This is a genomic window from Streptomyces mesophilus (assembly GCF_040300965.1).
GTDB lineage: Bacteria > Actinomycetota > Actinomycetes > Streptomycetales > Streptomycetaceae > Streptomyces > Streptomyces mesophilus_A.
The window spans coordinates 1-10,696 of the sequence record NZ_JBEPEW010000210.1 but is presented as its reverse complement, the minus strand read 5'-3'; the positions used below and the strand labels follow the sequence as shown (position 1 = coordinate 10,696).

Here is a 10,696-nt window from a genome sequence, read left to right as displayed (position 1 = left end):
ACTTCTTCAAGGACCCGCCGAAGAACTGGTGGCCTCACGACGTCGACCCGCTCAACCCGCCGGCCGCGCCTGGTGGGCGCTGCGCACCTACGCGCCCCTGCACCACGTGCCGTCCGGCGGCCCCTGGTCCTTCGGCCACCGCAACACTTTCCGCGCCGCGCCGAACGCGCCCGCAGTGACGGCGGGAGAAGGGGCACAGCAACTGCTGCTCTCGTATCTACGGGCCTTCGGACCGGCGACGGCACAGGACTTCGCGCGCTTCACGCTGCTGCCGAGCACCACGGTCAAGCACGCCGTCGAGGCCCTCGGTGACGCCCTGCGCCCCGTCGGCGGATCGGGACGAGCCGTGCTGTACGACCTGCCCGAGGCCACTGTGCCGGACGAGGATGTGCCCGTACCGCCGCGGCTGCTGCCCATGTGGGACAGCTCGCTGCTCGCGCATGTGGTGCCGGGCCGGTTCATGCCGGCCGAGTTCCGGCCGGCGGCCGTCCGCCGCAACGGCGATGTGCTGCCCTGCCTCCTTGTCGACGGGCAGGTCGCGGGCGTGTGGCGGTCGCTCGACGGCGGAGGTCTTGAACTCACCGCGTTCCGCGAGCTCACCGCGGGTCAGTGGCGCGGTCTGACGCAGGAGGCCGAACGCCTCGTGACCTGGCTCGCGGACCGTGATCCCGAGGTGTACCGGCGCTACGGGCACTGGTGGGACAAGGGGATGCCCGGGGTCGGGACACGCATCGTCAAGGACTGACAGGCCGGTCGCGCATCGTCAAGAACTGACCGGCCGAACACGCATCGCCAACGCCCGGCCGGCCGAACGCGCACCGTCGACGCCCGACCGGCCGAGCCCCGGGCAGACCGGGTCATCGCACCAGACAGGGCCGCTTCGGGTCGAACTCCCAGCCGGGTACGAGGAATTGCATCCCGGCCGCGTCGTCGCGCGCCCCCAGAGCCTTCTCCTTGTACAGCTCGTGCGCGGCGAGCAGTCGGTCCCTGTCCAGCTCGACGCCGAGCCCGGGCGCGTCCGGGACCGCGATCTCGCCGCCCACGATCCGCGGCGGCTCGACCGTGAGCCGTTCCAGGCCCTCCTGCCAGATCCAGTGGGTGTCCAGGGCGTTGTACGCGCCGGGCGCCGCGGCGCCGCAGTGCGTGACCATCGCGAGCGAGATGTCGAAGTGGTTGTTGGAGTGGCAGCCCCAGGTCAGCCCCATCGCGTGGCAGAGCTGAGCGACACGGACCGAGCCCCGCATGGTCCAGAAGTGCGGGTCGGCCAGCGGGATCGAGACCGACTGCAGTGCCAGCGCGTGGGTCAGCTGCCGCCAGTCGGTGGCGATCATGTTGGTGGCCGTGGGCAGACCGGTCGCGCGCCGGAACTCCGCGAGTACCTCGCGGCCCGAGTAGCCCTCCTCGGCGCCGCACGGGTCCTCGGCGTACGCGAGGACATCGCCGAGCGGCGCGCACAGCTCGATCGCCTCGCGCAGGGACCAGGCACCGTTGGGGTCGAGGGTGATCCGGGCGTCCGGGAAGCGCTGCTTCAGCGCACGGACCGCCTTGACCTCCTCGGCCCCGTCGAGGACTCCGCCCTTCAGTTTGAAGTCCTTGAAGCCGTACAGCTCGTACGTGGCCTCCGCCTGGCGCACGATCGCCTCCGGCGTGAGGGCCTCCTCGTGCCGGATGCGGTACCACGCGTGGTCCGCCTCCGGTTCGCGGACGTACTCCAGGTCCGTGCGGTCCGGGTCGCCCACGTAGAAGAGATAGCCCAACACGCGTACGGACGAACGCTGTTGGCCTTCCCCGAGCAGCGCGGCCACCGGTACGTCCAAGTGCTGCCCGAGCAGGTCGAGGAGCGCGGATTCGACGGCGGTGACCGCGTGCACGGTGGTGCGCAGATCGAAGGTCTGCGCACCACGGCCGCCCGCGTCCCGGTCGCGGAAGCGGTCGCCGATCTCGCGCAGGACCCGCTGGTAGTCGCCCACCTTCGCGCCGAGGACCAGCGGCTCGGCGTCCCGCAGCGTCTGCGTGATCCTCTCCCCGCCAGGCACTTCGCCGAGCCCCGTACGGCCCTCGGAGTCGGTGAGCACCACGATGTTGCGCGTGAAGTACGGGCCGTGGGCGCCGGAGAGGTTCAGCTCCATGCAGTCGCGTCCCGCGACCGGGTGGACGGCGAAGGCGGTGACGGTCGGCTGGGTCATCGGTGCGGCTTCCTGTTCTGCGGGCGCGGCAAGGGCGGGGAGGTCGGTTCAGCGCGCGGCGTCGGCCAACCGCAGTCCGGTGTCCAGGAGTTGGTCCAGTACGGCGAGGTCGGTGGCCGTCGGCTCGGTCAGCGGCGCACGGACCGGACCGACGGGCAGGCCGCGCAGCCGGGCGGCGGCCTTGACCAGCGAGACCGAGTAGCCGGGGACCGTGTCGCGCAGCTCGACCAGCGGTACGTAGAACTCCCGCAGGAGCTTGTCGGTGGTGGCGAGGTCGCCGGCCCGCAGGGCGGCGAAGAAGGCGTTCGCGATCTCGGGTGCGAAGGCGTGCACGGCCGAGGAGTACGCGGGGACGCCGACGGTGGCGTACGCGCGGGCCTGGATCTCCGCGGTCGGCGCGCCGTTGAAGAAGAGGAAGCCGTCCGGCGCGGCGAGCGTGAGGCGCTGCAGCCGGTCGAGGTCGCTGTGCCCGTCCTTGAGGCCGATCACGCCCGGGATCCGGGCGAGGGCCCGCACTCCGTCGGCGCCGAAGGTGACCTGGCCGCGCTGGTAGGCGATCAGCGGCAGCGAGGTGCCGGCGGCGATCCGGCGCAGCTGCTCGACAAGGCCGGCCTCGGGGGCGGCCACCAGATAGTGCGGGAGCACCAACAGGGCGTCCGCGCCCGCTTCTTCGGCGATCCGCGCGAAGCGGAGCGCCTGCGCCCAGCCGTAGCCGATCCCGGCGACGACGGGCAGCCGTCCCGCGGCGATCTCCACGGTCGCCTCGACCACCGCGCGGTACTCGTCCTCGTTCAGCGCGTGGAACTCGCCGGTGCCGCAGGCGGGGAAGACGGCGCCCGGCCCGGACGCCAACTGCCGCTCCAAGTAGGCCCGGTAGCCCTCGAGGTCGAGCGCCCCCTCGTCGTCGAAGCTGGTCAGGGGGAAGGAGAGCACGCCGCGCACCATGCCCTCGCGCAGTCTCCGGGTGATGTCCGCCCACCGGTCGTTCGTCTGCGTCGGCTGCGCTTCGTTCCCCGTCATTGACCATCATCCTCATATGTAGACGACGTTCGCGTATGAAGATGGAGGCTAGGTCGATCGGGAGGCGAGGTCAATGGGCCGCGGCTAAACCGCTTTCGCGCATCCGCTCCTGCGTGACACCCTCCGCGCCCTACCCTGGACAGGGGAGCGAGGGGGCCGGCATATGGCGGGTGGTGAGGAGAAGGTTCTCCTGGTCGATGACCACGAGGACAACCTGTTCGCCCTGGAGAGCGCGCTGGCGCCGCTCGGCCAGCCCTTGGAACGCGCGACCAGTGGCAATGACGCGCTGAAGTCGGTGCTGCGCGGCGGGATCGCCCTGGTGCTGCTCGATGTGGTGATGCCGCAGGTCAGCGGTCTCGACGTGGTCCGCTACATGCAGCGCGTCGAACAGACCCAGCACATACCCGTGATCCTGCTGACCGGGTTCGGGCGGGACAGCGAACTGGCCCGTGTCGCCTACCGGCTCGGCGTCGCCGATCTGGTGATGAAACCGGTGGACCCCTGGTCGCTGCGGACGAAGGTGCGCTACCTCCTTGCCCAGCGCCGTCGGATGCAGGCGCTCGACATCCAGGTGCGGCTGCAGGATGTGGAGCTGCGCTCGCTGCGCTCCCAGCTGGAAGCCGCCCGCTCCCCGCACGCCGCCGTGCCGTTGCCGCACCCCGACGTACGGGTCCCGCATCAGCAAGGGCCGCACGGGCAGCCCGGCGAGGACCGCAAGCAGCGGTCCCAGTTCGCCGAGGAGGGCGAGGCCTGACCTCGCCCGTCCCCGGCGGTCCACTCAGCCGCCGGGCGGCCGCGCACCCCGCTCAGCCGACGAGCGGCCGCGTAGACCGGTCGGCCACAGGCCGCGCATCCGCTCAGCCGACGAGCGGCCGCACCTCCTGCGCCACGAACCGTACGAACCCCACCGGATCCGTCTCGTCCGCCGTCGGCTGCAGCACCACCGAATCCGCGCCCGCGTCCGCGAGCTGCTCGACGGCCTTCGCGATGGTCTGCGCATCGCCCGCCGCGCCAAGGCCCGGAGTCATCTCGCGGCCGTCCAGGGCCAGTTCGGCACGCAGCCGCTGCTCGGCGTCCGGGCCCGTGACGGCGGTCATGTACACCAGTACGTGGTGGTCGTCGCTGCGCCCCGCGTCCGCGCGGCCCTCCTCGATCAGCCGCAGCCCTGCCCGCAGATCCGCGGGAGTCGTGGACGCCTCGAAGATCGTGCCGTCCGCCGCCTCACCGCTGAGCCGCACCGTGCGCGGCCCCTTGGCGCCGGCGAACACGGGCGTGGGAGCGGCCGGCGGCCAGTCGAGGGCCACACCGTCGAGACGTACATAACGCCCCTCGGTCGTCACCCGCTCGCCCCGCAGCAACGCCCTTGTTGCGTCCAGGTGCTCGCGCAGCAGCGTCAGCGGCGACTCGGCGCGCGCCCCCACCTGCCCCATCCAGCTCTGGACGCCATGCCCGAGACCTGGGATGAACCGGCCGGGGAAGAGGCGGTGCAGGGTCGCCACCTCCATCGAGGCGATCGCCGCATTGCGCAGCGGTACGGGAAGCAGGCCGATGCCGACCTTCAGCCGCTCGGTCCACGCCAGCGCGGCCGCGGCGGACGCGATACCGCTCTCCAGGAAGCAGTCCTCCCACAGCCAGAGTTGGTCGAGCCCGGCGGCTTCGGCGGCCAGGGCCACCTCGCGCAGCTGCTCGGGCGGGGACTGGGGACGGAACACGGCGCCAAGGGATGTCATCGTCCCTTCCTACCCGCGCCGGCGTCCCCGCGGTAAGGCTTTTCCGGCCCTGGACACCTGCACTTTCCTCGCCCGCCTTGCACTTATCCTGACCGTGATGTTCGAACCTCAAGGTCCCACGCTGCGTGAACTCACCGTCCAGGCGCTCTCCTCCGTCGAGCACGGCTACGACCTCCTGGCGCCGAAGTTCGACCACACCCCGTTCCGCACGCCCGGCCACGTCCTCGACGCGGTCACCGAAGCGCTGCACGCCCTCGGACCCTTCGAGCGCGGCCTCGACCTGTGCTGCGGAACGGGCGCGGGCATCGATGTGCTGCGCGAGGTGTGCCGCGAGCGGGTGGCCGGCGTGGACTTCAGCGCCGGCATGCTCGACCGGGCCCGCCGGCAGACGCACGGCGACGTCGGCTGGGTACGCGGCGACGCCCTCGCCCTGCCGTTCGGCGAGGCCTTCGACCTCCTCGTCAGCTTCGGCGCGTTCGGCCACTTCCTGCCGCGCGAACGGCCCGCGCTGTTCGCCGAGGCGTACCGGGTGCTGCGGCCCGGCGGCCGCTTCGTCTTCCCGATCGGCGCACCCCCGCCGGTCCGCTCCCGCGCGTACTGGATGCTGCTCGGCTTCGACTGTGTGATGCGCGTACGCAACGCCGTGTGGCGGCCGCCGTTCGTCATGTACTACCTCGGCTTCGGTCTCCCCGAGGCCTCCGCCGAACTGACCCGCGCCGGCTTCGAGGTGACCCTGCGCGACCTGCCGGAACTCGGCCGGCGCGCCGACGGCTCACCCCGCGCCCGCGCGGTCGTGGCCACCAAGCCGCACGCTCGGGGAACTCCGCACGCACGGGAGAGCTGAGTACGCCGAGCCGTGCTCAGGAGAGCTGAGCACGCCGAGCCTCGCTCAGGAAAGCCGAGCCACCAACTCGCCCAGCGCCGCGCCCAGTTCCTCCAGCCCCTCGCGCGCCGGGCCCCCGGGCTCGCTCATGTACAGATCACGCCGGATCTCGATCATCAACGCCTGCACCCGCTCCTCGTGCCCGTAGAACCGCAGCGGCACATACGTCCCCGCGAACGGCGAGTCGACCGCGGTACCCCCGAAACGCCCGAAGATCTCCTCGGCGTCGGCGAGCAGCTCGGGCGGCGTGTGGAAGGCGTCCACACCCAGGCACACCGGCGGCCGCGGACCGTCCCCGTGCAGCTCGTAGGGGAGCGGCCGGGTCGGATACGAGTGCACGTCGATCACCACGGCCCGCCCCGCCGCCTTCAGCCGCCCCTGCACGGCGTCCGTCATGGCGTCCGCGTAGGGATGGAAGTACCGCTCGAGCAGCGGACCCGGATCGAAGCCGTCCGGCCGCAGCACCTCGCGGTGCGTCGTGCGCGTGTAGACCGCGCCCATGCCGACCGCCGCCATCTCCTCGCGTTCGTCGGGGAAGCGCTCGGGGTCGACGACGAGCCGTGAGAGCCGGTTGACGAACCGCCACGGCGCCCGGTCCGCGGTCCGTGCCGCGTACGCGGCGATCTCGGCGGTGTGGGCGTCCGTGATGTGCCGCGCCTCGGCCTCGAGCGCCGCGTCGTCGAGCACGATGTCCGCGCGTACGGCTGCGGGGATCTCCCAGGCGCCGTGCGGCACATGCAGCAGTACGGGGGAGTCGTCGGCGCCGGGACGCACCTCGAAGGAGCTCATCGGCTCACCCTAGACACGCCGGAGCGCGGCGCCCCGACCGGGTGCGCCGCGCTCCGACCGTGCGGATCAGGCGTCCTCGTACACGATCCAGACCTGGCCCTGCGCGAACGGCATGGGCTTGCCGCCCTTCTGGATGAAGCTCGTGCCGCTCTTGGCGTTCGGCCGCTGCCACCACGTCTTGTACGCCTTGCCGTCCCGCAGGACCGTCGCCCAGCCCTTGCCGACGGTCTTGATGTACGGGGTGACGGCGCCGTTGACGTCCCGGTACTTCGACGGCGGCATGTGCACCTTCTGGATCACGATGGTGCGGGCGCTCATCTGCCGCCCGTCGGACAGCCGCGCGGGCGCCCCGTCGAAGGAGACGTACCAGCGCTTCTTCGCCGGCGACCAGCGGAAGGTGTGGCTGGCCGAGGCGTAGCGCACCGTGCGCTGCGCGGTCGGCTTGCCGCCCTTGGGCGCGGGACCGAAGCGGAAGCCGATGTCGGTCGGCTTCCAGGCACCCGGCGCGGACTTGAGGATCTTGGCCGGGTTCACGAACAGGTTGTGCGGCGCCGAACGGCCCGGGGCACGGAAGTAGGCGCGCGGCAGCGAACCGTGCGAACGCACGTAGATCGGCGAGTTCTTCAGGTACTTGTGCAGCGCGCTGCGCACCCCGGAGTACGCGAGCGCCGGCCGCCCGAACTGCTTCAGCAGCTCCACATCGGACTCACGGGCACTGCGCACCGGGCCGAGGCTCTTGGGGATCCGGCTGGAGTACATGCCCATCAGGCGGCTCATCCCGCCCTCGACCTTCTCGACGTAGACGATGTCGGCCTTGTCGAGGTTGTGGTGCGGCCGGGCGCGCCGTGCGTTGTCGAACTTCACGGCGAGCACCGGTCCCTGTTTGGCCATCAGGCCGGTGTATGGGGAGATCTTCCAGGGGCCCTGGACCTGCTGGTACGCCTCCAGGGGCGAGTATTCGTCGAGCGTCGTGGACTCGGCGCCCTGCGGCGGTACGGGATCGTGGCGGTCGGCGGCCGGTGCGGCGCCGAGCGTGAGGCTGCCCGCGGCCAGCAGGGCGAGCAGCGGGACCGTGCGGCGACGGCGTCCGGTGGCGAGAGGGGACAAGCGAGGCTCCTTGGGAGGGCGCGCCCGCGGGCGCGCTGCGGCTGTGCAGGCGCAGCTTTCCTCCAGGGCACCCTGTTCGAATCAGTTCGGGCCCAGTGATCGCCTGAACGGGGACGCGTCCCCCGCCCATCCGGCAGACCGCGGGGCCCTCGGCGCCGGACGCCGCCCGTCAGGCCCTGTGCACCAGCCGGTCCACGGCCGCGGTCCCCGACCCGTACCGCACGGGCCTCAGCGCCGCGTACCCGTGCGGATCGGCGGCCGGCAGCTCACCCCCGTACAGGACCTGCTCGAGCCCCGCGAGTAGCCGTTGTACATCGTGCTGCGGCCGCACCACCAGGCGCAGGAAGCGGCTCGAAGAGCCGATCTTGTTGCCGCACTCGCGGATGAGCACGCCGTGCGCGGTGAGCAGTTGGTCGCGCAGCGCCGCTCCGTCGACGCCCTCCGGCAGCCGTACGTAGAGGAAATTGCCCTGGGAGGGGTAGACCGTCAGCCCGGGCAGCCGGCTCAGATGCCACTGCATCTCCTGCCGGTCGCGGCAGACCTGGCGCAGGCTCGTCCCGTAGGCCGAGCGGTAGCGGCCGAGCAGGAACACCACGGTCTCGGCGAAGGAGTTGAGATTCCACTTCGGCAGGGCGGCCCGCACCTTTCCGGCAAGCCCCGGATTGGCGACGAGGTAGCCGAACCGCACCCCGTGCAGGCCGAAGTTCTTGCCGAGGCTGCGCAGCACGATGACATTGGGCCGCAGTACCGCCTCCTGGGCGACGCTCGGTTCCGCTTCGGCGTCCGCGAAATCGAGGAACGACTCGTCGACCACGACGAGTTCGAGGTCCTGCAGCGCGTCGAGCAGAGCGAGCACCGCACGCCGCGGGAGCAGACCGCCGTCCGGGTTGTTGGGATTGCAGACGACGGCGGTGCGTGAGCCGCGGCGCCGTACGAACTCGACGAAGGCCCCCGGATCGAGCTGGAAGCCGGCCTGCTCGGGCAGCGGGTACATGTCGACGCGCTTGCCCGTCTCCATCGGCTGGTCCGTCCAGCGGCCGAAGGTCGGCACGGGCACGGCGAGGGACTCCCGTACGAGCAAGTGGTCGATCCAGGTGATCAGTTCGGTCGAGCCGTTGCCCATCGCCACGGTCTGCGGGTTGAGTCCGAGCACCGCGCACAGCTCGGCCGCGATGGTGTCCGCGCTGCTCGGGTAGTACGTGAGGATGTCCCGCAGCCGCGCTCCGAGCTCGTCGAACATCTCCGGGGTAGGGAAGTACGGATTGCACGGAATGCAGAAGTCGATCACCTGGGACCCGCCCCCGGCCGCCCGGTCCAGCGTCGCGTACGACGGGCTGTGCGCCGTGGCCGTACGGAACAGGGCGGTGACATTGCCGGCGTCGGGCATGAGGGCCTCCGGGAGGGGCGGTCGTGTCCGGAGATACGTGCGAGAGCCGGGGAACGCTCAACGGGTGTAACGGGAGGGGTAGTTGGGCTTCTGTCGAGGCGGGAAGGGCGGCACTGATGGTGGCTTTGAAATCTCTATGTTTAGGGAGGTTTCCGACATTTTTTCGCGAGAGTGCGGAGGTCTGCGCCCCGCTGACCTCCGCACATCACAGCACCCTCATACGTCTTCACTCGCGGTCCAACTAGATGGCCATGCCATCTATCTCCATGGCTTCGAGCATCGAGGGACACCGACCCCGAACGTGTGAAGGATCACCATGGCCATGGAGGCGAGGCATGCGGTACCGCGCGGTACGAAGGGCGCCAAGGGGCGTACGGAGCGCAGTAGTGCTCCCGATCGTCGCGGCCCGGAGGCAGCCGTGGCCCGCCGCAGCCCCGAGACGGCCCCGGGCCGCCGGGGCCCGGAGATCAGCGTCACGCAGGTCTCCGGCTCGGCGCTCGGCGTGGTGTCCGGCGCCCTGCTCGCGTCCGCACTCGGCCTCTTCGGCACCGTCGCGGGCGCCGTCATCTTCAGCCTCACCGCGACCGTGGGCGGCACCGCCTTCCAGCTCGGCCTGGACCGCACCGGCCGGCGCTACCGGACCTTGCGCCGCACGCCGCCGCGTCGTGCTCGCCCCCGGCCGGCCGCCGGGAAGTCAGCGCTTGCCGACGTGCACGATCCACACCTGACCGTCGGCGAACAGCAGCGGCTCACCGTCGGCGTCGGTGTAGACCGTCGCTTCCTCGGCTGACTCCCGGCTCCAGCGCCCCTCGTGCGCCCGGCCGCCCCGCAGGACGAGCGCGTCGCCCCGCCCCACGGTCTCCGTGTACGGGGAGACGTCGCCCCACCTGTCGCGGAAACGGGAATCCCGTATGACCCCGTACTGCACCACGACCGTCGACGGCGTCAGGTTGGAGCGCGTGCCGTCCATCGACACCCGCCACCGGTCGCGCGCCGCCGACCAGGTGAACGCGTAACGCGCCGCCGGAAAGCGCACGGAGTGCTCACCGGTGGCCCGGCCGCCGGCCGGTGCCGCGCCGAACCGAAGGCCCAGGTCCGCGGCTTGCGCCTCCTTGTCGGGTGCGGGATCGAGCCGCGAGGGCCGCAGATAGAGGTTGTGCGGGATCGGGCGCGAGGAGGAGCGGTAGTACGCCCCCGGCGCCTCGGCCGGTGAGCGCGGATACAGCTCGGCCTTGTCGATCAGGGGCAGCAGCTTGCCCTGTGCGCCGGAGAAGGCGAGTACCGGCTTGCCGTACTGGCGCAGCAGCTCGAGATCGGTCTCGCGCGCACTGCGCACCGGGCCGACGGCCTGCGGCAGTCGGCCGCCCGTGTAAACGGCGAGCAGCCGGGTCAGCCCCGCCTCGACCCGCTCGACATGGATCAGGGCGGCCTCGCGCAGTCCGGTGTGCGGCCTGGCGGGGCGCACGTTGTCGATCTTCACGGCGAGCACCGTGGGTCTGCGGACGGTGCGCGGCCGGGGCTCGGGCGGTGTGGACGACCCGGGAGCGGGCGTCGGCGGCTCGCGGTCGTCGGGGCCGCCGCCCCGGTCGCTCAC

Annotated in this window: 11 protein-coding genes; 4 read left to right on the top strand and 7 right to left on the bottom strand. The window is 71.6% G+C overall.

Going from position 1 to position 10,696, the window contains the following annotated elements:
- The coding region (locus ABT367_RS38445; protein ID WP_352258247.1) for a DNA glycosylase AlkZ-like family protein at positions 1-745 on the top strand (745 nt) is incomplete at its 5' end.
- 112 nt (positions 746-857) lie between these two features.
- Here the strand turns inward: ABT367_RS38445 and ABT367_RS38440 are convergent.
- Together ABT367_RS38440 and ABT367_RS38435 are read right to left on the bottom strand one after the other, a co-directional pair.
- Positions 858-2,186, bottom strand: coding sequence for an enolase C-terminal domain-like protein (locus tag ABT367_RS38440; RefSeq protein ID WP_352258245.1), 1,329 nt, complete (start codon positions 2,184-2,186; stop codon positions 858-860).
- Between the two features lie 48 nt (positions 2,187-2,234).
- Entirely contained in the window at positions 2,235-3,206 is a 972-nt protein-coding gene (locus ABT367_RS38435) for a 5-dehydro-4-deoxyglucarate dehydratase (RefSeq protein WP_352258243.1), read from the bottom strand.
- Between the two features lie 163 nt (positions 3,207-3,369).
- On the opposite strand from ABT367_RS38435, the gene ABT367_RS38430 reads away from it, so the two are divergent.
- Positions 3,370-3,960, top strand: a complete 591-nt coding sequence (locus ABT367_RS38430; protein ID WP_352258242.1) for a response regulator — start codon at positions 3,370-3,372, stop codon at positions 3,958-3,960.
- A gap of 103 nt (positions 3,961-4,063) precedes the next feature.
- Here the strand turns inward: ABT367_RS38430 and ABT367_RS38425 are convergent, their stop codons facing one another.
- A complete protein-coding gene (locus ABT367_RS38425; RefSeq protein ID WP_352258241.1) occupies positions 4,064-4,936 on the bottom strand; it encodes an LLM class flavin-dependent oxidoreductase in 873 nt (290 codons plus the stop codon).
- A gap of 97 nt (positions 4,937-5,033) precedes the next feature.
- Between ABT367_RS38425 and ABT367_RS38420 the strand changes: the two genes are divergently transcribed.
- Positions 5,034-5,780 carry a class I SAM-dependent methyltransferase gene (locus ABT367_RS38420; protein ID WP_352258239.1) on the top strand — a complete coding sequence of 249 codons (747 nt, stop codon included), beginning with the start codon at positions 5,034-5,036 and terminating at the stop codon, positions 5,778-5,780.
- Positions 5,781-5,825: 45 nt separating this feature from the next.
- On the opposite strand, the gene ABT367_RS38415 is transcribed toward ABT367_RS38420, so the two are convergent.
- The 3 genes from ABT367_RS38415 to ABT367_RS38405 all read right to left on the bottom strand — a co-directional run bounded on the left by ABT367_RS38415 (position 5,826) and on the right by ABT367_RS38405 (position 9,102).
- The gene (locus ABT367_RS38415) at positions 5,826-6,608 is read right to left on the bottom strand and encodes an N-formylglutamate amidohydrolase (RefSeq protein ID WP_352258237.1); all 783 of its coding nucleotides are present in this window, start codon (positions 6,606-6,608) and stop codon (positions 5,826-5,828) included.
- Positions 6,609-6,674: 66 nt separating this feature from the next.
- On the bottom strand, positions 6,675-7,715 hold the full coding sequence (locus tag ABT367_RS38410) for a DUF3048 domain-containing protein (protein ID WP_352258236.1): 1,041 nt from the start codon (positions 7,713-7,715) through the stop codon (positions 6,675-6,677).
- Between the two features lie 169 nt (positions 7,716-7,884).
- Complete coding sequence (locus tag ABT367_RS38405; RefSeq protein WP_434975635.1) at positions 7,885-9,102, bottom strand: pyridoxal phosphate-dependent aminotransferase; 1,218 nt, start codon at positions 9,100-9,102, stop codon at positions 7,885-7,887.
- Between the two features lie 322 nt (positions 9,103-9,424).
- On the opposite strand from ABT367_RS38405, the gene ABT367_RS38400 reads away from it, so the two are divergent.
- Positions 9,425-9,892 carry a hypothetical protein gene (locus tag ABT367_RS38400; protein WP_352258234.1) on the top strand — a complete coding sequence of 156 codons (468 nt, stop codon included), beginning with the start codon at positions 9,425-9,427 and terminating at the stop codon, positions 9,890-9,892.
- On the opposite strand, the gene ABT367_RS38395 is transcribed toward ABT367_RS38400, so the two are convergent.
- Positions 9,797-10,696, bottom strand: a 900-nt coding sequence (locus ABT367_RS38395; RefSeq protein WP_352258232.1) for a DUF3048 domain-containing protein, incomplete at its 5' end; no start/stop codon positions are given. The two genes, ABT367_RS38400 and ABT367_RS38395, sit on opposite strands and share 96 nt — an antisense overlap.

Coding starts and splice junctions, on each gene's coding strand:
- ABT367_RS38440 (WP_352258245.1), bottom strand. CDS start 2,186: ATGACCCAGCCGACCGTCACCGCCTTCGCCGTCCACCCGGTCGCGGGA.
- ABT367_RS38435 (WP_352258243.1), bottom strand. CDS start 3,206: ATGACGGGGAACGAAGCGCAGCCGACGCAGACGAACGACCGGTGGGCG.
- ABT367_RS38430 (WP_352258242.1), top strand. CDS start 3,370: ATGGCGGGTGGTGAGGAGAAGGTTCTCCTGGTCGATGACCACGAGGAC.
- ABT367_RS38425 (WP_352258241.1), bottom strand. CDS start 4,936: ATGACATCCCTTGGCGCCGTGTTCCGTCCCCAGTCCCCGCCCGAGCAG.
- ABT367_RS38420 (WP_352258239.1), top strand. CDS start 5,034: ATGTTCGAACCTCAAGGTCCCACGCTGCGTGAACTCACCGTCCAGGCG.
- ABT367_RS38415 (WP_352258237.1), bottom strand. CDS start 6,608: ATGAGCTCCTTCGAGGTGCGTCCCGGCGCCGACGACTCCCCCGTACTG.
- ABT367_RS38405 (WP_434975635.1), bottom strand. CDS start 9,102: ATGCCCGACGCCGGCAATGTCACCGCCCTGTTCCGTACGGCCACGGCG.
- ABT367_RS38400 (WP_352258234.1), top strand. CDS start 9,425: ATGGAGGCGAGGCATGCGGTACCGCGCGGTACGAAGGGCGCCAAGGGG.